Genomic DNA, 20,709 nt, shown 5'->3' with positions numbered 1-20,709 from the left:
TCACCGTGGCTAGGGGGATGTCAGGAAGCGCTGCCGAAATCTTTGAAGTAGAAAGAGTCTATTCACGCTATTTATAGTGATTTAGTTCACAAATATTCCAACAGCGTGAGTATTTTTGTTAAAATGCGCCTTTGGAACTTCATAGCAATATCAAGGACATTACTATTGCAAACAACTGGGTTGCTCAACTCGACCAGCTTGCGGGACAAAATTCAGCTTTCAGCGCGCCTAAATCGGGTGCGACTTGCCCGTGCCAAAGCCTTGATGACCCCCTTGCAGCGGCAGTTATTGCATCTTATTCCTTGGGTGTTTCATCATAACGATCCTCAATTACCTGGCTTTAATGGCCCGCTCACACCCCATGGGGTTGAAGCTTATATGGGCGGAGACATTGAAGACAATGTGGCTAAGCTTTTCGACTTTCCAGCCATTAATAATAACGCCCAAGGTGCGCCTGCCATTGCCGGTGTATTTGCCATGGGAAGCACGGCGACTTTTGGTCAAAATCAGCAAAGCGATCTCGATATTTGGTTGGTGATAGAGCAAGAATTTACCGATACCCAGACGCACGCCTTAATGGCTAAAGCCCGCAGTATCTGCCAGTGGTACGCTGAATTTCAGCTCGAGATGAATTGTTATCTAGTGCATGCCGATCAGTTTATTACTAAGGGCAGTGGTCAGCGGCAATTACTCGGCAAAGAGCATAGCGGCAATGTGCAGCATTGGTTATTGCTGGAAGAATTTTATCGCAATCATATTCATTTAGCTGGGCGCCCCATCGCTTGGTGGCCTAACGCGTCTTCTGACTCTAGCGTGTTGTATTTGGGTGATGTGTCGCAATTGCCAGCCAGTGAGTATTTTGGCGCCAGTTTATGGCAGCTCTATAAAGGGTTAGTCAAACCCCATAAAGCCTTGTTAAAGGTGATGCTACTGGAGGCTTATGCCAGTCAATTTCCGCGCACCGCCTTAATTAGTGAGCAAGTGTGGCAAGGCTTAACTCAAGGGGATTTTTCATCGGAAACTGACCCTTATCTGCTCTTGTATCTGTCGATAGAAAAGTACTTAGTTAAACGCGAAGAACATAAGCGCCTTGAAGTTGTACGTCGCTGTTTTTATTTAAAATGTGGCGTGCGCCTAAGCGATAGCCAAAATAGCAATGACTGGCGCTTTCATAAGATTAAGAGTTTAGTGACTAGCTGGGGTTGGCACAGCGATTTAATTGAGCTACTGGATAATTGCCATCAATGGGATAGCGTGCAGCTGCAATGGTTTAATCAGCAGCTTAACGAAGTGATGCTCGAGTGCTATCAAGTGCTGCTGCAATTTGCTTCGTGTCAGCAATTAAACGAGCGCTTACGTTTTAGCGAACTTAATATGTTGTCGCGTAAGTTATCCACCTATTTTGTTGAGTCAAAACACCAAATTGTAAAACTCAACATGCTGTGGAGTCAGTCGATTTGGGAGCAAAAACTCACCATAGTGGGCGACCCTGGTAAGTATCAATTATGGAGCGGTGAGGGCGAGCATGCCCAAGTTGTGGCGCGCGCAGAAACTAAGGGCGCCTTATTGTGCTGGGCTTGCCTTAATGGTGTGGCCGATCAGCGCACCTTATGGGTACGCCAAGCGCATCGCTCCGATCCGAGTGTGTTAATTGATTATGCCCGCCTGTGCCGCGAGTTAGTGCAAACCATCAAGGTGGGCTCGAATCTAATTTCAGGGCGCGACTTATCTATTCCTTGGTATTTTAAACAGCTGATTTTTATTCTTAATTTAGAAGATGATCCGACTGCGCGCTGGCAAGGACAAGAAATGATGGTGGATTACACTCAAGGCAATGTCTTGTCTTTGGGGTTAGCCAAGCAGAATATGCTCGCCAGTATTGATGTCTTTAGCGTTAATAGTTGGGGTGAGTGTCACTGCGTGCGCTATTCAGGTAATAGCGCCATCTTACAAGCCTTGCATAAAGTCAGTCATGGTTTGCGCCGCGCCCCTAAAAAGGTAGATATCTCGGTTATTTGCCACAGTCAGCGCTTAAAGCAGCAGTTAAGTCTTGCGGTCAATTGCATAGCGCAGCAGGCGGCGCGTTTAAGTCATCATCAAGGCGGTACTTATTTAGTGCGCCATCTATTTATCGGTCCAAGTTGCTACAAGCTGACCTTTGGTTCTGATGGCATGTCTTACAGTATTGAGCCGGATATCAAGCATCTTGATACGCAAGCACAAATTAAGTTTGAAGAAATTGCGCGTCCCAATTTAGGTGAGCAGCCATTATCTGTCTTGCCCATTGCCGCGCGCGAAATGGCGAGCTTTGGCGTAGTGCAATACTTCTTGCGCGAGCGTGAAACTGGAATTTATGTGTTTGTACTCAATGAGCAAAATGAGCTCAGTCATTATGTCGAGTCGAACCTTGATATGGTGACGTTAGTGCGCAACATCAGTAGTGAGTCAATATTTGAAGATAAAGCCATAGCCGCGCTTGGCTTTAATTTGCCGCAGTTTTACTCATTAGAGCAAGGAGACGGCGAGCTTGCCGTCTTACCCTTTGGTTTTTCAAGTGCTGAGCTTAACGGTCAGTTTTAATCGCCCAAGTTACAAAGTTACAAAGCGACAAAGCGACAAAGTTACAAAGTTACAAAGTTACAAAGCGACCAAGCTAAGCGCACTCACTCATCAAGATTGGATCTTGATAGTAATTTGGGCTTGGCGGGCAATGGAGTGCTCAATGAAAGGAATAAACTCACCCACATCACTGCGGTTATCAAGCCATAAGCCTTGTTTTAACTCAAAGTGATGACCACCAAAACGGGTTGCTACCCAAATCTGATGCAATGGCTCTTGCTTGTTGATGACAATTTTTGAACCGTCTTCAAATTCAAGCTGCAGCACGCCACCGCTCGCATTAATATCAACATCGGCGCCGTCATTATCAATAGCGGCTTCAATAGCATTTTCAATTTGCTGAAAAATTTCATCGGCTAAACGGTGAAACTCAGTGTCTGTCATCGTCATGATTATCTGTCCTTTGCATTCTTGCTGATGAATGCGATTATAAGCGCATTCATTGACGCTGCACAGAAGATGAGAAAAATGAAACTGCTTTTAATTGCATTGCTTGCTAGCCTAACGCTGGCAGGTTGCGGCCAGATTGGCCCGCTGTATAAGACGCCGGCGCCAGAGACGAATAAGACGCAAGCGCAAGGTTTACCCCAACAATAACGAGTAAGGAGGCTGGCATTGGATCACTTTGGATATCGGGACGGCGCCCTATTTGCCGAAGACGTAGCGGTTAAGGATATAGCCGCAGAATTTGGCACGCCTGTGTATGTCTATTCTCGAGCGACCTTAGAGCGCCATTGGCATGCCTTTGATTCTGCTGTCAGTAGTCATCCTCATTTGATTTGTTATGCCGTAAAAGCCAATGCCAACTTGGCAGTGCTCAATGTGCTCGCGCGCCTTGGCAGCGGCTTTGATATTGTTTCAGGCGGCGAATTAGCCCGTGTAATAGCAGCGGGCGGCTGCCCTAGTAAAGTCGTGTTTTCTGGGGTGGGTAAAACCGTCAGCGAAATGCGCGAAGCCCTAAGCGTGGGTATTCATTGTTTTAATGTTGAATCAGCGGCTGAACTTGAAGTGCTCAATGAAGTCGCTGCCGAGATGGGCGTTAAGGCGCCGATTTCACTGCGCGTGAATCCTGACGTTGATGCTGGCACTCATCCTTATATTTCTACCGGCCTTAAAGAAAATAAGTTTGGCATTGCCATGGAGCAAGCCGAAGCCATTTTTGCGCGCGCGCAGCAATTAAGCCATCTCGAGATTAAAGGTGTTGATTGCCATATTGGCTCACAGCTAACCGAATTAAAGCCCTTCCTTGATGCCATAGATAAGATGTTGGCCTTGATTGATCGCCTTGCGCTGCAGGGCATTAGCATTCAGCACTTAGATGTTGGCGGCGGTTTAGGCGTAACTTATGACAATGAAACGCCGCCTCATCCTAATGATTATGCTAAAGCCTTATTAGCTAAGGTCGCTGATAGGAAACTCAGTTTAGTGCTGGAACCAGGGCGCGCCATAGTGGCAAATGCCGGCATCTTTGTTACCCAAGTCTTGTATCTTAAAAATAACGCCGACAAGCATTTTGCCATTGTCGATGGCGCTATGAATGACTTGCTGCGCCCGTCACTTTACAGTGCTTGGCAAAAAATTATTGAAGTAAACCAGAATCTTGAGCGCCATCAGCAAGTCTATGATGTGGTAGGCCCTGTGTGTGAAACCGGTGACTTTTTAGGTAAATCAAGGCCATTATCAATTGCCAGTGGTGATTTACTCGCGGTGCGAAGCGCCGGCGCTTATGGTTTTAGCATGTCATCTAACTACAATTCTCGCCCACGCGTGGCGGAGGTCATGGTAGATGGCGCACGCAGTCATTTAGTGCGCCAGCGAGAAAAGCGTGAGCAACTGTGGCAAGGCGAACAGCTCCTGCCGTAAACTAGCGATATTAAGCGCACTGAGTCGCTAATTTAGCTGAGCTAATAAGGACATAACTTTTGATCCATTTCACCAAGATGCACGGATTGGGCAATGACTTTATGGTGATTGACGCCATCACCCAAAATGTTTTTTTCTCACCCGAACAGATCCGCCGGTTAGCAGACCGGCACCAAGGCGTGGGCTTTGATCAAATGCTATTGGTGGAGCCGCCTTACGATCCGGATCTCGATTTTCATTATCGAATTTTTAATGCCGATGGTTCTGAGGTTGAGCAGTGCGGTAATGGGGCGCGCTGCTTTGCGCGCTTTGTGCATAACCAAGGCTTAACCCATAAAAGTAAGATTCGAGTGAGTACTACGGCTGGCAAAATGACCTTGCGCCTAGAGCGTGATGGCAATGTCACAGTCAATATGGGCGTACCTAATCTTGAACCGAGCAATATTCCATTTAAGGCCAAGCGCGCCGAAAAAACTTACTTATTAATGACCGAAGTGCAGACCTTTTTATGTGGCGCGGCTTCTTTAGGTAATCCGCATTGCGTCATTGATATCAGTGATTTAAGTGTGAACTCTTTAGATGAAGTCGATGTCGATAGAATTGGTTCATTACTGACTAAACATGAGCGTTTTCCTAAAGGCGTGAATGTCGGCTTTATGCAAGTCATTAGCCCAGAGCACATTAAGCTGCGGGTATATGAGCGCGGCGCCGCCGAAACTATGGCGTGCGGCAGTGGTGCTTGCGCTGCTGTGGTGGTTGGACATTTTCAGGGTAAGTTAGCGCAGAAAGTAAAAGTAGACTTACCGGGTGGCAGTTTGCTTATTCATTGGGAAGGCGAGGGTAAGCCGTTATGGATGACTGGCCCTGCGGTTACCGTGTTTGATGGGCAAATTCAGTTATGAAAGATGTGACTATTTCCGCGGCCGCCTTGTTTGATGGCGAATTTATTAAAGAATATCTGCAAGATAATCCAGATTTTTTTAATCGGCACCCTGAGTTATTACTGACGCTGCGCATTCCTCATGGCGAGCAAGGCACAGTGTCTTTAGTTGAGCGTCGTCAACAGATGTTGCGCTCACGGGTGATGCAGCTTGAAGAAGAAATTACTCTGCTGCTTGGCACAGCAAGGCGTAACGAGCACATTTTTAATGTCTTAAATGAGCTGTGTTTTGCACTACTAAAATGCAAAGAAATCGGTGAAGTGCATCAGTTACTCGCCAAAGGCCTGCGGCAGCACTTTGGCTTTAGTCATGTGCGCTTAATTAGCGTGCCTAAGGATGATGCCGAGCTAACTACGCTGTGGCGCACCCGCCTCATTCATAGCCATTACTTTGGGCGTTTAACCATGAGTGAATCTAAGCGCTTATTTGGTAGTGAAGTAGGCTCAGCGTCATTAAGCCGTTTAGCGACTGACGATGGTCAGCTGATTTTTGCCATCGCCAGCCCAGATGCTATGCATTTTCATCCCGAGATGGACTCCTTGCTACTTAATCAGTTAGTGCGTTTGCTCAATCATGTGTTGCCGAGTTTATCCCATGGATAACATCATCTATCTTGATGATTTTTGTCGTTATATAGCAACCGAGCGCCGCCTTTCAGCTTATACCTTACGCAATTATGAGTTCGAGCTTAAGCGTTGTCAGCAGTTGTTAGAAGGCACGCCCTTATGGCAGGCCAATAGCAAACAACTACAAAGCTTGCTGGCTAAATTGCATCGCCAAGGCTTAAATGCCCGTTCCATTGCTTTATGTGTGAGCGCCCTTAAAGGGTTTTATAGCTTCTTACTTAAGCGCGGCCACCTTAAATTATCTCCAGCGGCTGGCCTTAGCGCTCCTAAGCAGGCCAAAAGTTTACCTAAAAACCTTGATGCCGACGCTGTGTCGCACTTACTTACTGTCAGTGATGATGAGCCGTTAAGCCTTAGGGATAATGCCATGATGGAGTTATTTTACTCAAGCGGCCTGCGCTTAGCGGAGCTGGCGGGGCTGGATATCAAGGATATAGACGTGCAAGCCGCGCAAGTGCGGGTATTGGGTAAGGGCGATAAAATGCGCATAGTGCCTGTGGGTAAAATGGCATTAAGTGCCATTGCCACTTGGCTTAAGGTTCGCCCTAGCATAAACGATGAAACCGCTTTATTTACTAGCATTAAAGGTGAGCGTTTATCCCATCGCAGCATTCAAGCGCGGCTTAAGTTACGCGGTCAGCAACAAGCGCTTGATGCGCCTTTGCACCCACATAAACTTAGGCATTCATTTGCAACCCATATGCTTGAATCCAGTGGTGATTTGCGTGCGGTGCAAGAGTTGTTAGGTCATAGTGATTTAGCCACTACCCAGATTTATACCCATGTCGATTTTCAGCATTTAGCTCAGGTTTACGATATGGCCCATCCGCGCGCGAAAAAAGGCGGTAAGTGATGAAAATTCTACTGCGCCCACAGCCGTTTACCGCTATCAGTTTTGACTTAGATGATACCTTGTATGACAACGGCCCGATTATTCGCCAGGCGCAGCAAAGCTTAGATGAGTATTTGCGCTCAAAATTCCCAGCCTTGATGGCGTGGTCGAGCGTGGATTGGTTGGCGCTGAAGGCGCTGCTAATTCGTCAAACCCCTTGGTTAGGTAACGATGCGACCGCCGCAAGAACGGCGGTGCTAACCCATGCATTGCAGCAGATTGGCGTCAAAGACGTTAAGGCAGAAGTTGCTCATGCCATGGCGGTATTTTTGCATCATCGCAGTAATTTTAAGGTTGCGTCTGAAGTGATAGCGCTCCTTAATCAGCTAGGGCGCTATTATCCTTTGATAGGCATTACCAATGGCAATGTTGATCATGTCGCCATTGGTTTAGGTGAGTTGTTACGTTTTGTTATTCACCCTTCGCAAACTGTGGCGAAAAAGCCTGCGAGTGACATGTTTATGCTGGCGTGTCAGCGGCTTAATATAACTCCTGCAGAGCTGCTGCATGTAGGCGATCATCCTGAATCTGATGTTATGGGCGCGCGCTGGGCTCAGTGTCAAGGTGTGTGGCTAAGCCCAGCCTTTGGTGGCAAGCAACGCGCCGAGCCCAAATTACTGCCAACTTTTCAAATTCAGCAATTAAGTGAGCTTAGTCAGCTGTTACCTACAGCAAACAACTAGTACCTACAGCAAACCACTCGTTGAACTGACAAGCTATTGCGCCGTTAACGCTAAGGCTTGTGGAAATAACAGATTATTTTCAATATCAATATGTTGAAGTAAGTCTTGCTCAAATTCAGCCAGACTGGCGTAACATACCCGCCAAGTCGTGCAAGCATGGCTTGGCGGCTGAAAATCTTCAGTCAGGGCGCGGATTTTAGCCATGATTTGCAGCGCTTCATCATGTTCATAACTCATGGCATTGATGGGATGGCTTAAGTGCGTAAAGCAGTGCTGCTTGATCACGCCTTGGTGTAAATCGCGAATGGCGGGAAACAAGATTTGCTCTTCTTTGTTTAAGTGCGGAATAAGATCGGCCACCAAGGCACGTATCCAACCCGCTAGCGGTTTAATCTCAGCATATTTCTCGCCATGAGCACGCACCATTTTTTGGCTGTAATCTAGCAATAGCTCTGCTTTTTCTCGCACAAAACTGTGGTGAGTCGCCTCGATATAGTTGATGAGTTGCGGCAAGGCTAATTGATCTAACCCTTGCTGCTTATCACCTGTCACCATAAGCGAACTAAGGGCTTGCAATAGTGGCTCTTTGTCGGCATTAAAACGGCTAATGGCACGCTCCAGCGTAATACCGCCACCACAACAAAAATCTATGCCAAATTGACTGAAGATATGGGCACTGCGAAAGTCATTAGCGACTAATTCGCCCACTCGTGAGTTCAACAAAATATCCTGTTCTTGAAGCATGGCTAAGCCTTAGATAAAAATAATAGATGCATTTTAATTGCATCTTTTGTTTCGCACAAGCAGTACTTGAGTTGATTGCTCGGGTAAGGCTTTTAGCCAAGCTTAATGGGGGGGAGCCAACTGAGTCGTTTTAGCTTGCAATAACATGCGCGCGACTTGCTCATGACTGGCACGCATATCGGCATCATTAATGCGAAAGTAACTACCAGAATAAGGGTCTTCACCAATAAAAATTGGGCGAAAGGCTAAGGGCGCTTGTGGCACGCGAATGCGAATAAGGGTTTTATCTTGAATGCGAATAAGCTGAATATCATTAACGGATAGTAAGTTATGGCTAACGTGGTGTTTATCGTTAAAACGCTGCCACAAGTGTTCTAGCAGAGGCTCAGGTTTAGGTATGCCTTCGAGGGTGAAATGCCCTTTAACTTCTCTAACCCCTAAGATGATTTCACCGCCAATGGTATTGGCAAAGGCACTATAACTTTCCCACATATCTTCAGGCACTTTGCCTTGACCATCTCGGCCGCCAGCGAGTTTAAACTCCACTTGCACTGATTCTGCTAACTCATTGATATTATCCAACGCATAGGTATGAAATGTCATAGCAAACCTCCGATGTTGTTAGAGTCAAGATAGCGCCTTTAGTGGCAGGTGACTAGCAAGATAACTGCACTAGGTTTACTCCCCTTTAGTTTACTAGCCTTTAGCATGGCAGGTTTAGGCTTAGGTTTAGGCTAGGGTTAGGCAGTTTCACTGCCTGTATTGAATTGGCCAGGGCGGGCGTTTGGGCTATCTAAGGGTTAAATGGAGCGCATCAATAGTGAGTATAATCCCATGAGTCGAAATACTTATCCTTGTGAGTGACTTGTTCATGTTGCAAAGCTGCCATGAATAACACACTGTTGCAGCAATTGCGTAACCTTTGGTTGGGTGAGTTTCGTGGTTGTTTTAACTTGATTATGGGAGTGCAATTGCTGCCATCGAGAGGAATATTCCAAGGCTCATGGCTGAGGGGGGGGGAGTCATTTAGTATGACGCTAACGAACGACAAAATAATGGATTAACTATGGTTAGGTTTAAGGATAAGCTTAAGTATCTATTGGTTTTTTTAGTTTCGTTCTCGCTCGGAATGACGTTAGTGGCTGTGGCCGATAGATTTATCGCTAAGCGCATGATTGAGCGCGACGCTACAGTGCTTGCCGATAAATTTCATATGTATCTGTCTGAATCAGCAGATAAATTGCTGGAATTGCCAAGCTTAACCACACCGAACGGTTGCACCGCCGATATCGAAAAACTACTCAAACAAACCACCTTTGACGCTAACTTTATTCGCTGGGTTGCCATCACTAAAGATAATCGTGTGGTATGCCAAATCGATGAAACTAACCACAATATTGAAACGATTAGTAGCCATAAAATCAAAGAAAGCATCAGCATAGGTGTGGCCGCAGAAATTAAAAACTCGCATCACGAGATATTTATTATCCGCCATATGGATGGTTACGATTACATGGCCAGCATTACGCCGTTGCGGCCTTATTTTTTTGTACCGCTTGATTGCAGACGATGCCTTGAATATCGAGTGTCTTTGGATTCAGAGCCGTATTTTGAATTTGGGTTAAATAACTTTGACGATGAAGAAGTGGTGTCTTCTAGCGTCGTGCATCATGGTGATTTTTATCGTGCCACTTTCTCATTGTCCGGCAATCAACTCTTTTTAGATCAATACTCGCAAATGGGATGGGAAATCAGCCTGATCACCGGCTTGTTATTGGCGGCTTTAGCTTGTGTTATGTATTGGCGCTGGCTAACGGTGAGAATGTCTTTGCTCGGAAAAATAAATCGCGGCATAGCTCGTGATGAATTTGTGCCTTTCTATCAACCTATGGTGGATGGTATTAGCGGCCAGATGGTGGGAGCCGAAGTGCTAGTGCGCTGGCAACGTCCAAATGGTAGTTATATACCACCGAATCATTTTATTCCCTTTGCTGAGTCTCATTATGTCATCATACCTATGACTGCAAGCATGCTGCGCCTAGTGATTGAAGACATAAAGCAACATGGTGCCGCGCTGCCTGAGTTATTTTTTAGCATAAATATTGTGCCGGCCCATCTTGAAGATGATCGTCTATATCAGCAGTTACAACTGATAGTTGCTAGTGGCGTGTTAGGTCAGCACCAGTTATCGCTGGAAATTACCGAGCGCATGCCGATTAATGATATGGAATTGGCTAAAACCACTCTCAACAAAATATTTTCGCTGGGAATTGACTTAAAACTTGATGATGCCAGCACGGGTTACGGCTGTTTTAGCTATGTGCAGAACCTAGGAATTAGCACGCTTAAAATCGATAAGATGTTTGTTGATACCATAGGGCATGAGCAAAACTTTAGTCGTAAGACTTTAGATGCCATCATCTTGTTTGCTAAAGAGTCGCATCTCGAGATGATTGCCGAAGGCGTAGAAACAAAGCAGCAGCAAGCCTATTTGCATGGATTGGGGGTGCGGTTAATTCAAGGTTACTGCTATGCCAAACCGTTACCGGCTGATGAGTTTTTTACCTTAGCCAGAAACTGGCTGCCACTTCCTACGTCTGCGCCGGACATAAACGTAGCCAAGGTAAAAGTACCGATGGAGAGTTAAATTGGCTACTACTTAGCAACATAAGCCTGTGTGATAGCAGTGAATGTATAGAAAGCAATATTCACTGCTAGTTGCCATACCGATTGTCAAGAAATGCTAAAGATAATCACATAACCGAATGATAGTTGAGACAAAATATGGCAGTAGTTGTAATGTTAATCATCAGCAACGCTACATGGTTCGCCTTCGCCTTATGACTCTATCTACACAACAACATACCGACTTAACCGTAAAATTCTTTAAAAGCGAAATTGCCGATAATCGAGGTAATTTGATTGATACCTATTAGAAATATGATGACTTTTGGTTAGAGCATGACCATAAGTTTATTCAGTTATTGTTCCCCATTGATACTGGTACCCGCTTTAATCGCCATGCGCCATTAGTGAATGAGTTGACGATAGCCGCCTTTGAGCAAGACCCCGCCCTAAAGGCTGCGCACCTAGCAAACCTTGATCGCTTACTGGCTTATTATTCTATGCAGCGCAGCGGCAGTAAGATCAGTGCAGCGCGCGCGATTAATCCGAAAAACTGCGCTTGGCTTAAATGGCATGATCATAATCAACTACGCCTTACCCGCATCATGCGCTCTATCTGGCTATTAACCGACAAACCACTGGCCTACGCCATCCGCGATTTTATCGTGCATCACGCCACCTCTTATCAAGGCAGTGAAGTGCGCGATATCACCATACAACACTGGCAACATTTTGATGCCGAGTCGTCGGACATTCGCGCAAAAATTACTGAGCACGGGGATTAAGGCTGGCGCGAATAGATGCAATAAGTATCATCAGCGCTAAGTAGTATGGCGGCTAAGGCCGGTGGTGAGGGGCAGGACATCAAGTTGTTAGCTATGGTCATAATTTAGGTTGGTGTACAACTTGGGGTACATATTAACAAAAACGGGCTTTCCATCGCTGAAAAACCCGTTATTAGACAATTGCTTAGACTTAGGGTCTTAGTTCATGCCGTATTTCTTTAATTTCTTACGCAAAGTACCGCGGTTGATGCCCAGCATGTTCGCTGCGCGAGTCTGGTTACCACGGGTGTGCTGCATAATGATGTCCAGCAGAGGGGCTTCAACTTCACAAAGCACCATTTCATAAACTTCTTGTGCTTCCTGACCGTCCAACTGAGCGAAGAAGTTGCTTACGGCACGCTTTACAGCGTCACGTAATAACTGTGGCTTGATGGTGCCGTTAGCGGTTTCAATTTTACCAACGGTAAGCTGATGAACTTCTGTGTGAGTTGTCTGATCAAACATTCGTATTCTGCTCTTTATTAATTTTGCACTAATTCGTCAAAAAATTTTTCAACAAGGGAAGCTTGTTCTTGTGGCGTTTCGAGTTGATTAAAGTCAGCTCGAAATTGCCGTTCAGAATCGCCATCCAGATACCAGCCCATGTGTTTTCTGGCAAAACGGACACCTTTGTATTCGCCATATAACCCATATAATTTGGACAAGTGTTCCAACATTACCTGCCGTTTCTCTTCAAGTGAGATTGGCGCTAGCTCTGTCCCTGTCTCCAGGTAGTGTTGGATTTCTCTGAAAATCCAGGGTTTCCCCTGAGCTCCCCGGCCTATCATCACGGCGTCGGCACCGGTGTAATCCAGCACATGGCGGGCCTCTGCCGGTGTCCTAATGTCGCCATTTGCGATAATAGGTATCGTGATTGATTGTTTTATCGCCTTGATAGTGTCGTACTCGGCATTACCCTTGTACATGCACTGTCGAGTTCGGCCATGAACGGCGAGCGCAACAATGCCACTGTCTTGAGCTATTTGGGCAATTTGAACACCATTTTTATGTTCAGGATCCCACCCCGTGCGAATTTTCAGTGTGACTGGTACATCAACCGCATTGACCACAGCTTTAAGAATTTCTTCTACCAACTCTGGACTTTGCATTAATGCAGAACCAGCAAACTTCTTATTCACCTTTTTGGCTGGGCAGCCCATATTGATGTCGATGATGTGCGCGCCTTGTTCAACGTTGAACTGTGCGGCCATCGCCATCAGATCTGGATCTGCACCGGCAATTTGTACTGAGCGTATGCCTTCCTCACCAGAATGTGTCATACGCTGGCGGCTTTTGGCGCTATCCCAGACTTCTGGGTTGGCCAATAGCATTTCTGACACCGCCATGGCAGCGCCATAACGGATACAGAGATTTCGAAAGGCTTGATCGGTGACTCCCGCCATTGGGGCCACGATCAGCTGATTGGTCAGTTGATAGGGTCCAATCTGCATTGTTAGATCACCTTGCGCTTCAAAGGGGCGCTATAGTACGACTTTTTCCGCGCCGAGGAAAGGTTAATAAATAACCTGGGAATAACTTTTTTGCTTGACATTTAATTGTCAGAAGTCAATAGCGGCGCGGGGTTGCGTTGCTAAAACGTTATTTTCGTACACCTGTCAAGCGTGTCCAGTCTTCTTTGTGAACAGCTTCATCCATGTTGAACCACTGGCTGTAACATTCACTAATTTCATCTGCTTGCTCACGCAGCAGGCCAGAAAGGGCTAACACGCCGCCAGTTCTTACTTTTTCAGCAATCAGTGGCGCTAATTCACGCAGAGGACCTGCTAGGATGTTAGCTACTAGTACGTCGGCCATTAAACCATTAGGTTGATCTTCTGGGAGGTATAACGCCAGTTGATCAGCCACGCCATTGCGCTCAGCGTTGGCTTTAGAAGCGTCTATGGCTTGATAGTCGATATCAACGCCAGTCACTACCTTGGCGCCGAGTTTTAAGGCGGCAACGGCCAAGATGCCTGAGCCACAACCAAAGTCGATGACGTCTTTATCTTGCAGGCTTAAGCTGTCTAACCACTCTAAACACAGGGCGGTGGTTGGATGGGTACCAGTACCGAAAGCTAAGCCTGGATCTAAAATCACATTGACGGCGTTCTCGTCAGGGATTTCACGCCAACTTGGGCAAATCCACAGACGCTGGCCAAATTGAATCGGGTGGAAGTTTTCCATCCATTCACGCACCCAGTCTTTATCTTCAATTTGCTCAATTTTGTGAGTGAAGTTTTCGCCTAAATAAGGCAAGGTTTTCAGCATGTCGATGACTGGTGCTAAATCCATAGCGGCATCGAATAAGGCGATGACTACCGTATCGCTCCACAGTGGGGTTTCACCCAGCTTAGGTTCAAAAATTGGCTCATCCTGACCATCTTCAAAAGTGATGGAGACAGAACCTAGCTCCATAAGTAAATCACTAAGTAATTCGGCTTCTTGTTTACCGGTGTGGATGCGCAGTTGGATCCAGGCCATATTGTTTGCCCCTGTGGCGAGTCATTTGACGAAAACCTCTATTCTAATACAAACCTAGGGTAGCAGGCGACAAATGCCGCATTTTAGCGCTTAGATGGGTAACTTAAGCGCTAATGCGTGCTTAAGTGTTGGAGTTGCTTGTCGCAATAAGAGAATAATGGTTTGAATAAGAGCGTTGCTTAAATTCAGCCGTGATTTAAATTAGGTTGTTGCTTAAATTAAATCGCCGTATGTAGATAATAAAAAAGCCACCGAGTAGGTGGCTTGATTGGCATCAGACGTTAGCGAATGATTAAGACTTAGCGCGTTTCATCGCGGTAAAGAATTCTTCATTGGTCTTAGTCATAGCTAATTTATCGATTAAGAATTCCATCGCGCTTACTTCATCCATAGGATTCAAGATTTTACGCAGAATCCACATCTTTTGTAATTCATCAGACGTGGTTAATTTTTCTTCACGACGAGTGCCGCTGCGGTTGAAATCAATCGCTGGGAATACGCGCTTTTCAGCCGCTTTGCGAGACAGGTGTAACTCTTGGTTACCTGTACCTTTAAATTCTTCGTAGATCACTTCGTCCATCTTAGAACCTGTATCTACCAGAGCGGTTGCGATAATAGTTAAGCTGCCGCCATGTTCAATGTTACGCGCCGCACCAAAGAAACGCTTTGGACGGTGCAGGGCGTTAGCATCAACACCACCAGTCAGAACCTTGCCTGATGATGGAATAACAGTGTTATAAGCACGAGCCAGACGAGTAATAGAATCTAATAAGATAACTACGTCTTTCTTGTGTTCAACTAAACGCTTAGCTTTTTCAATCACCATTTCAGCAACTTGTACATGGCGGCTGGCTGGCTCATCAAACGTAGAAGCAATAACTTCACCTTTAACTAGGCGTTGCATTTCAGTTACTTCTTCAGGACGTTCGTCGATCAGCAATACCATCAATACCACTTCTGGATTGTTGTAGCTGATTGACTGAGCAATGTTTTGCAGCAGCATGGTTTTACCGGCTTTAGGAGGAGCCACGATCAAACCCCGTTGACCTTTACCGGTAGGTGAGCATAAATCTAAAATTCGGGCGGTAATATCTTCAGTTGAACCGTTACCACGCTCCATGCGAATACGTTCTTCAGCATGTAAAGGGGTTAAGTTTTCAAATAAGATTTTATTACGAGAGTTTTCAGGCTTATCGAAGTTAACTTCATTGACTTTCAGCAGTGCGAAATAACGCTCGCCTTCTTTAGGCGGTCGGATTTTACCAACAATGGTATCACCGGTTCGCATATTAAAGCGGCGGATTTGGCTTGGCGAAACATAAATGTCATCTGGGCCAGCTAAATAAGAACCGTCGGAACTTCGCAGGAAACCAAAGCCATCTTGGAGGATTTCAAGAACACCACCACCGAAAATATCTTCCCCACTTTTGGCATGGGCTTTCAGGATAGAGAAAATGATATCTTGCTTACGTGCACGAGCCATATTTTCTAGGTTCATGCTATCAGCTAAGGAGACTAATTCAGAAATCGGTGTATCTTTTAATTCAGTTAAATTCATCTTGATGGGTCTTGTTGTACGCGACAGAGCTTACCGCGCTCAATCTAGTTCGAGTGGATGCAATGAGTGTGATTGAACAGCGAGAGGTGAAAATATGTTATCTGGTTATTAAAGTAGCACCATAGCGTTGCAGCGTCCAGATATTTGCGAGCATGACGACACAATTTTATGAATTAACTGCGTCGCCATGTCCAAGGTTGGCGATTTTGTGATCGCCAACCTTAATTTGGATTAAATTTGAGCGTCAATAAACTCTTTTAATTGAGTTTTAGATAAAGCACCAACTTTAGTCGCTACTAATTCGCCTGCTTTAAATAACAGTAAAGTAGGGATACCACGTACACCATATTTCGCAGGTGATACGCTATTTTGATCGACGTTTAATTTACCGATAACCAGTTTACCTTGGTACTCACCGGCAACGTCGTCAAGGATAGGAGCAATCATCTTACAAGGACCACACCATTCAGCCCAAAAATCGACCAAAATTGGTAATTCTGACTTTAATACGTCGTTTTCGAAGCTGTCGTCGCTCAGGGTAATAATTTTATCGCTCATGATATTCTCCAGTTTGGTTGCCATTGCTGGTTTGTTAATGGCTTACGCTGTATATTGGGGACAAATTACGGATTTTCAAGTGACCGTTTTTACTTGCCGCTATTTCAAACGATCAAGTATCTTATTGCAACCCCAACAGGTAAAATGCCGCTATGAGCGAAACACATTTATCTACACAAAAATTTGCCAATTTGCCTTTGCACCCACAAGTGCTGGAAGCGTTAAATGAAAACGGCTTCGAATTTTGTACGCCAATTCAGGCAATGTCATTACCTATCTTACTGAATCATCACGATCTTGCCGGTCAAGCACAAACAGGTACTGGTAAGACAATGGCGTTTTTAGTGGCTACCTTTAACCACTTATTGACGGTTGCCGATGTTGAAGGTCGTCAAACCAATCAACCTCGCGCCATTATCATGGCACCGACTCGCGAATTAGCGATTCAGATTGCTAAAGATGCCAATTTATTGAGCAAGCACACCGGCCTGAAAACGGCGATTATTTATGGTGGCGAAGGTTATGATGCGCAATTAAACGTATTAAATCAGGGCGTTGATGTATTAATTGGCACCACTGGCCGGATTATTGATTTTGTGCGTCAAGGGGTGATTAACCTGAGCTGCATTCAAGCGGTAGTATTAGATGAAGCCGATCGTATGTTTGATCTGGGCTTTATTAAAGATATCCGTTTCTTATTTAGACGTATGCCGGATGCTAATACCCGTTTGAATATGCTGTTCTCTGCTACTTTGTCGATGAAAGTGCAGGAGTTAGCGTATGATCATATGAATGATCCGCAAAAAGTTGAAATTGCTCCGTTAGAAAAAACCTCTAAAAATATTAAAGAAGAAATCTTCTATCCATCAATGGAAGATAAGAGTCGTTTATTACAGAGCTTGATTGAAGAAGATTGGCCTGAAAAAGCGATTGTGTTTGCCAACACTAAACACATGTGTGAAAAATTGTGGGCCGCATTAGAAGGTGATGGTCACAGAGTTGGCTTATTAACCGGCGATGTTCCACAAAAGAAACGTCTTAAAATTCTTGAGCAGTTTACCGAAGGTCAATTAGATCTGTTAGTAGCCACCGATGTTGCGGCGCGCGGCCTACATATCTCTGATGTGTCACACGTCTACAACTATGATTTACCTGATGATTGCGAAGATTATGTGCACCGTATTGGTCGTACTGGTCGCGCTGGTCAAAAAGGTGTGTCAGTGAGTTTTGCCTGTGAAGAATATGCGCTTAATTTGCCTGCCATTGAAGAGTACATTAGCCATCAGATACCGGTGAGCGAATACGATAGAGAAGCACTATTAGATGATATCGCGCCGCCTGTGGCCATTCATCGTAAGCATCCGAACCCTCGCACGTCGCGGGATCGCAATAGTGCCCCACGAGGAGCGAGTCCTCGCAATCGTAACAGTCACACCCGCCAACGTAGGGCTTAATCTCCATATGCGAGTTGATTTGTACGCTGCTATTACTTTGGGTTCTAACAGTTTCAATATGTTAGTTGCACGAACCCGTGGGCATCAGCCGCAGGTGATTGCAAAATATAAACGTAAAGTCCGCCTTGCTGAAGGCGTGGTTGATGGTCGCTTGAATGATGAAGTCATGCAGCGGGGACTGGACTGCCTAGCTATGTTTGGTGACATGCTTCAATATCATCAAGTGCCCCACGGCAATGTCGCCGTAGTGGCGACCGCGACGTTAAGAACCATTAATAATGCCGATGATTTCAGCGCTAAAGCTGAGCCTTTATTGGGCCATCCCATCGAGGTGATTTCCGGCATGCGTGAAGCTGAGCTCATTTATCAAGGAATGGTGGCCAATACTAAAGGCTATGGACGCCGTTTAGTGCTTGATATTGGTGGCGCCAGTACCGAATTTATTGTGGGCGAAGGTCAAGAAGTGCTGTTTAAAGGCAGTGTCGGTTTTGGCTGCGTTACTTTTACCCGCCGCTTTTTTGCCGATAGCCCTTATCAGTTGCAAGATTTTGATGATGCCGCTGTGGCGGTTGAAGAAATTCTTGGCAGTGATAAGGCACGCCTCAAAGAGCTAGGTTGGCATGGTGTGGTTGGCGCTTCTGGTTCAGTGCAATCTGTGATTGAATTATTGGCGCACCGTGAAGTACCTCAGCTTATTACTCGGGAAGTGTTAGTCAGTTTGCAGCAAGAAATCTTAGCGGCCTCTGATAGTCACTTGAGTCATATCCGTGGTTTGAATCCTGAACGTGCGCCGACGTTTGCCGCTGGGGTTGCTATCTTACTGGCATTATTCAACATCTTAGGGCTGGAAAAACTGCATCTTTCTGGCGGCGCTTTGCGCGAAGGGGTGTTGCAGTTATTGGCCGATCGTTTGTTAGATGACTAATATTGCCGCATAAAAAAAGCCAGAGCATGCTCTGGCTTTTTTGTGCGTCATTTTTGTTGAGTCGTTAGTTGCTAGTTGCTAGTTGCTAGTTGCTAGTTGCTAGTTGCTAGTTGCTAGTTGCATTAGTTGCAGGTACTTATTGTCACTAGGCTTTATTAACTATCGTCACTAGATCTTGCTCAAGGCTCACTTGTGGGCGCTCAATAATGCGGCCAATTTCAGTATTCTCTTGCTGGATAATAAAGGTAGGAATGCGGCTAAATTCATACTGACTGCTCAGACCATTGGGATCTTGTTTTTGTCTATCAACCCCTAAATAACGCACGCTAATGTTGGGGTTATTGACTGCTGCCATTAATTCAATAAATCGCGGTGTTTCGCGGTGGCAATCTGGACACCAAGTGCCAATAATCACTATGACTTCTGTCGGCTTATCAATGGCTTTTAATGCCGCTAACGCGTTGGCGTCGGCTTGATAGCTTTGCTCATGGCTAAAATCATCTAACGCCATTAAGGCTTGTGGGCTAACCTCTCCGGTTAAAATCACTTCGTCTTGCTCCTCTGCGCAAATGGCAAATAGGTTTTGTTCTTGATCATTGAATCCGCAACCACTGTTGGCCAGTGCTAATGGGGAAACTAGTACACTGGATAATAGCAGGCTGGCGATAGTCGTGGCTTGAGTTGTTTTCATGTTCATTATTGTTTTTTGGCTCATCGAAGGCTCCATTGCAACTTGATGACCTATCGAACCATGGATAGCTGCTAAGGTATAGCCAGAGCATTAGTGGCTGTTAAGCAGATCACTCTTTTAGCGGCTAAATTTAAGGCAGCAAAAAGGCTACACTAGGTAGCCTTTTGGTAAGCATGATAAGTACTTAGACTTTTTCTTCCTGCAGCCACTGCGCCGCACGTTTGGCGAAGTAAGTTAAAATGCCATCGGCGCCTGCGCGCTTAAAGCATAATAAGGATTCCATCACTATGGCTTTTTCTGCCAACCAACCGTTTTCAATGGCCGCCATATGCATGGCATATTCACCACTCACTTGATAAGCAAAGGTTGGCACAGCAAGTTCGGTTTTGACGCGATGCACTATGTCTAAGTAAGGCATACCAGGCTTAACCATCACCATGTCGGCGCCTTCTTGAATATCTAATGCTACTTCGTGCAAGGCTTCATCTGAGTTGGCAGGGTCCATCTGGTAGCTGTGCTTGTTGCCACCTTTAAGATTGCCGGCTGAACCCACGGCATCACGGAACGGGCCGTAGTAGTTAGACGAATACTTGGCGCTATAAGCCATGATCTGAGTATTGACGTGACCTGCGGCTTCTAAGGCGGCGCGAATAGCACCAATGCGGCCATCCATCATGTCAGATGGCGCCACAATATCAGCGCCAGCTTCGGCGTGAGACAAGGCTTGCTTTACTAAGATTTCAGTGGTGATATCGTTAAGGATATAACCCTCGTCATCAATAATGCCGTCTTGGCCATGAGTGGTGAAAGGATCAAGTGCCACATCTGTCATGACTCCCAGTTGCGGGAATGCTTGCTTTAGGGCGCGTACAGCGCGCTGGGCTAAGGCATCAGCGTTATAGGCTTCTTCGGCCAATAGGCTCTTCTTTTCAGCCGGCGTGACTGGAAACAGGGCAATTAAAGGAATGCCTAGTTTTACCAATTGCTCGGCTTCTTTGAGTAACAAGTCTATGGTGTAGCGCTCTATGCCAGGCATAGAAGCAATTTGCTCAGTGCGGTTGTCGCCGTCGATAACAAACATTGGATAAATCAGGTCGTTAACCGTTAAACGGTTCTCGGCCATTAAGCGGCGGCTAAATTCATGTTTGCGCATGCGGCGCATTCTGCGATTTGGAAAAGCACTGGTAATGATATTCACATTCGACTCCTGAATAAAATAACAAAT

The 20,709-nt window shown here is 45.7% G+C and carries 20 protein-coding genes and 1 pseudogene; 11 read left to right on the top strand and 10 right to left on the bottom strand.

Features of this window, described 5'->3' with window-relative positions; all coding sequences use genetic code 11:
• Positions 1 to 165: 165 nt before the first annotated feature.
• Complete coding sequence (locus AC1HDP_RS11600; RefSeq protein WP_479638894.1) at positions 166 to 2,580, top strand: class I adenylate cyclase; 2,415 nt, start codon at positions 166 to 168, stop codon at positions 2,578 to 2,580.
• Positions 2,581 to 2,670: 90 nt separating this feature from the next.
• Here AC1HDP_RS11600 and cyaY read toward each other — a convergent pair whose 3' ends face one another.
• Entirely contained in the window at positions 2,671 to 3,009 is a 339-nt protein-coding gene (gene cyaY / locus AC1HDP_RS11595) for an iron donor protein CyaY (RefSeq protein WP_140933883.1), read from the bottom strand.
• A 78-nt stretch (positions 3,010 to 3,087) separates the two neighbouring features.
• On the opposite strand from cyaY, the gene lptM reads away from it, so the two are divergent.
• From lptM to AC1HDP_RS11565, 6 genes are read left to right on the top strand one after another with little or no spacing between them, the layout of a single operon-like run.
• Positions 3,088 to 3,216, top strand: a complete 129-nt coding sequence (lptM, locus tag AC1HDP_RS11590; protein ID WP_240778781.1) for an LPS translocon maturation chaperone LptM — start codon at positions 3,088 to 3,090, stop codon at positions 3,214 to 3,216.
• A gap of 18 nt (positions 3,217 to 3,234) precedes the next feature.
• Entirely contained in the window at positions 3,235 to 4,482 is a 1,248-nt protein-coding gene (gene lysA, locus AC1HDP_RS11585; protein ID WP_479638893.1) for a diaminopimelate decarboxylase, read from the top strand.
• A gap of 59 nt (positions 4,483 to 4,541) precedes the next feature.
• Positions 4,542 to 5,384: a diaminopimelate epimerase gene (gene dapF, locus AC1HDP_RS11580; RefSeq protein ID WP_479638892.1), complete on the top strand. Its 843-nt coding sequence runs from the start codon at positions 4,542 to 4,544 to the stop codon at positions 5,382 to 5,384.
• A complete protein-coding gene (locus AC1HDP_RS11575; RefSeq protein ID WP_479638891.1) occupies positions 5,381 to 6,025 on the top strand; it encodes a DUF484 family protein in 645 nt (214 codons plus the stop codon). The genes dapF and AC1HDP_RS11575 overlap by 4 nt, the downstream gene beginning before the upstream one ends.
• Positions 6,018 to 6,902, top strand: a complete 885-nt coding sequence (gene xerC / locus AC1HDP_RS11570) for a tyrosine recombinase XerC (protein WP_479638890.1) — start codon at positions 6,018 to 6,020, stop codon at positions 6,900 to 6,902. The genes AC1HDP_RS11575 and xerC overlap by 8 nt, the downstream gene beginning before the upstream one ends.
• On the top strand, positions 6,902 to 7,624 hold the full coding sequence (locus AC1HDP_RS11565; RefSeq protein ID WP_479638889.1) for an HAD-IA family hydrolase: 723 nt from the start codon (positions 6,902 to 6,904) through the stop codon (positions 7,622 to 7,624). The genes xerC and AC1HDP_RS11565 overlap by 1 nt, the downstream gene beginning before the upstream one ends.
• A gap of 33 nt (positions 7,625 to 7,657) precedes the next feature.
• Here AC1HDP_RS11565 and ric read toward each other — a convergent pair whose 3' ends face one another.
• Together ric and AC1HDP_RS11555 are read right to left on the bottom strand one after the other, a co-directional pair.
• The gene (ric, locus tag AC1HDP_RS11560; RefSeq protein ID WP_479638888.1) at positions 7,658 to 8,368 is read right to left on the bottom strand and encodes an iron-sulfur cluster repair di-iron protein; all 711 of its coding nucleotides are present in this window, start codon (positions 8,366 to 8,368) and stop codon (positions 7,658 to 7,660) included.
• Positions 8,369 to 8,470: 102 nt separating this feature from the next.
• Positions 8,471 to 8,971 carry an AlbA family DNA-binding domain-containing protein gene (locus AC1HDP_RS11555; RefSeq protein ID WP_479638887.1) on the bottom strand — a complete coding sequence of 167 codons (501 nt, stop codon included), beginning with the start codon at positions 8,969 to 8,971 and terminating at the stop codon, positions 8,471 to 8,473.
• 463 nt (positions 8,972 to 9,434) lie between these two features.
• Between AC1HDP_RS11555 and AC1HDP_RS11550 the strand changes: the two genes are divergently transcribed.
• On the top strand, positions 9,435 to 11,015 hold the full coding sequence (locus AC1HDP_RS11550) for an EAL domain-containing protein (protein ID WP_479638886.1): 1,581 nt from the start codon (positions 9,435 to 9,437) through the stop codon (positions 11,013 to 11,015).
• A 316-nt stretch (positions 11,016 to 11,331) separates the two neighbouring features.
• Positions 11,332 to 11,778, top strand: a pseudogene (locus AC1HDP_RS11545) (opioid growth factor receptor-related protein); the annotation flags it as partial.
• A gap of 198 nt (positions 11,779 to 11,976) precedes the next feature.
• Here AC1HDP_RS11545 and fis read toward each other — a convergent pair.
• The 5 genes from fis to trxA form a co-directional block, all read right to left on the bottom strand.
• On the bottom strand, positions 11,977 to 12,282 hold the full coding sequence (gene fis, locus AC1HDP_RS11540; protein WP_140933867.1) for a DNA-binding transcriptional regulator Fis: 306 nt from the start codon (positions 12,280 to 12,282) through the stop codon (positions 11,977 to 11,979).
• A 17-nt stretch (positions 12,283 to 12,299) separates the two neighbouring features.
• Positions 12,300 to 13,268 (bottom strand): tRNA dihydrouridine synthase DusB, encoded by a 969-nt coding sequence (dusB, locus tag AC1HDP_RS11535; protein ID WP_140933865.1) that lies wholly within the window; start codon positions 13,266 to 13,268, stop codon positions 12,300 to 12,302.
• A 148-nt stretch (positions 13,269 to 13,416) separates the two neighbouring features.
• Positions 13,417 to 14,298, bottom strand: coding sequence for a 50S ribosomal protein L11 methyltransferase (gene prmA, locus AC1HDP_RS11530; RefSeq protein ID WP_479638885.1), 882 nt, complete (start codon positions 14,296 to 14,298; stop codon positions 13,417 to 13,419).
• A 292-nt stretch (positions 14,299 to 14,590) separates the two neighbouring features.
• Entirely contained in the window at positions 14,591 to 15,856 is a 1,266-nt protein-coding gene (gene rho, locus AC1HDP_RS11525; RefSeq protein WP_479638884.1) for a transcription termination factor Rho, read from the bottom strand.
• 231 nt (positions 15,857 to 16,087) lie between these two features.
• On the bottom strand, positions 16,088 to 16,414 hold the full coding sequence (trxA, locus tag AC1HDP_RS11520) for a thioredoxin TrxA (RefSeq protein ID WP_140933861.1): 327 nt from the start codon (positions 16,412 to 16,414) through the stop codon (positions 16,088 to 16,090).
• 152 nt (positions 16,415 to 16,566) lie between these two features.
• On the opposite strand from trxA, the gene rhlB reads away from it, so the two are divergent.
• Both rhlB and AC1HDP_RS11510 read left to right on the top strand, forming a co-directional pair.
• Positions 16,567 to 17,868 (top strand): ATP-dependent RNA helicase RhlB, encoded by a 1,302-nt coding sequence (gene rhlB / locus AC1HDP_RS11515; RefSeq protein ID WP_140933860.1) that lies wholly within the window; start codon positions 16,567 to 16,569, stop codon positions 17,866 to 17,868.
• A 7-nt stretch (positions 17,869 to 17,875) separates the two neighbouring features.
• On the top strand, positions 17,876 to 18,793 hold the full coding sequence (locus tag AC1HDP_RS11510) for a Ppx/GppA phosphatase family protein (protein ID WP_479638883.1): 918 nt from the start codon (positions 17,876 to 17,878) through the stop codon (positions 18,791 to 18,793).
• Positions 18,794 to 18,938: 145 nt separating this feature from the next.
• Here AC1HDP_RS11510 and AC1HDP_RS11505 read toward each other — a convergent pair whose 3' ends face one another.
• Entirely contained in the window at positions 18,939 to 19,508 is a 570-nt protein-coding gene (locus AC1HDP_RS11505) for a thioredoxin family protein (protein ID WP_479638882.1), read from the bottom strand.
• A gap of 160 nt (positions 19,509 to 19,668) precedes the next feature.
• A complete protein-coding gene (gene hemB, locus AC1HDP_RS11500; RefSeq protein WP_140933854.1) occupies positions 19,669 to 20,682 on the bottom strand; it encodes a porphobilinogen synthase in 1,014 nt (337 codons plus the stop codon).
• Between the last annotated feature and the right edge of the window lie 27 nt (positions 20,683 to 20,709).

This window comes from Shewanella sp. ISS20 (assembly GCF_056522965.1).
Note: the sequence above shows the minus strand (reverse complement) of the source record. Positions and strands in the feature narration are given on the sequence as shown.

Bases quoted from the DNA above. Each gene is read 5' to 3' on its own strand.
- cyaY (WP_140933883.1), bottom strand. From the start codon at position 3,009: ATGACGATGACAGACACTGAGTTTCACCGTTTAGCCGATGAAATTTTT.
- lptM (WP_240778781.1), top strand. From the start codon at position 3,088: ATGAAACTGCTTTTAATTGCATTGCTTGCTAGCCTAACGCTGGCAGGT.
- AC1HDP_RS11575 (WP_479638891.1), top strand. From the start codon at position 5,381: ATGAAAGATGTGACTATTTCCGCGGCCGCCTTGTTTGATGGCGAATTT.
- xerC (WP_479638890.1), top strand. From the start codon at position 6,018: ATGGATAACATCATCTATCTTGATGATTTTTGTCGTTATATAGCAACC.
- AC1HDP_RS11565 (WP_479638889.1), top strand. From the start codon at position 6,902: ATGAAAATTCTACTGCGCCCACAGCCGTTTACCGCTATCAGTTTTGAC.
- ric (WP_479638888.1), bottom strand. From the start codon at position 8,368: ATGCTTCAAGAACAGGATATTTTGTTGAACTCACGAGTGGGCGAATTA.
- AC1HDP_RS11555 (WP_479638887.1), bottom strand. From the start codon at position 8,971: ATGACATTTCATACCTATGCGTTGGATAATATCAATGAGTTAGCAGAA.
- AC1HDP_RS11550 (WP_479638886.1), top strand. From the start codon at position 9,435: ATGGTTAGGTTTAAGGATAAGCTTAAGTATCTATTGGTTTTTTTAGTT.
- fis (WP_140933867.1), bottom strand. From the start codon at position 12,282: ATGTTTGATCAGACAACTCACACAGAAGTTCATCAGCTTACCGTTGGT.
- dusB (WP_140933865.1), bottom strand. From the start codon at position 13,268: ATGCAGATTGGACCCTATCAACTGACCAATCAGCTGATCGTGGCCCCA.
- prmA (WP_479638885.1), bottom strand. From the start codon at position 14,298: ATGGCCTGGATCCAACTGCGCATCCACACCGGTAAACAAGAAGCCGAA.
- rho (WP_479638884.1), bottom strand. From the start codon at position 15,856: ATGAATTTAACTGAATTAAAAGATACACCGATTTCTGAATTAGTCTCC.
- trxA (WP_140933861.1), bottom strand. From the start codon at position 16,414: ATGAGCGATAAAATTATTACCCTGAGCGACGACAGCTTCGAAAACGAC.
- rhlB (WP_140933860.1), top strand. From the start codon at position 16,567: ATGAGCGAAACACATTTATCTACACAAAAATTTGCCAATTTGCCTTTG.
- AC1HDP_RS11510 (WP_479638883.1), top strand. From the start codon at position 17,876: ATGCGAGTTGATTTGTACGCTGCTATTACTTTGGGTTCTAACAGTTTC.
- AC1HDP_RS11505 (WP_479638882.1), bottom strand. From the start codon at position 19,508: ATGAGCCAAAAAACAATAATGAACATGAAAACAACTCAAGCCACGACT.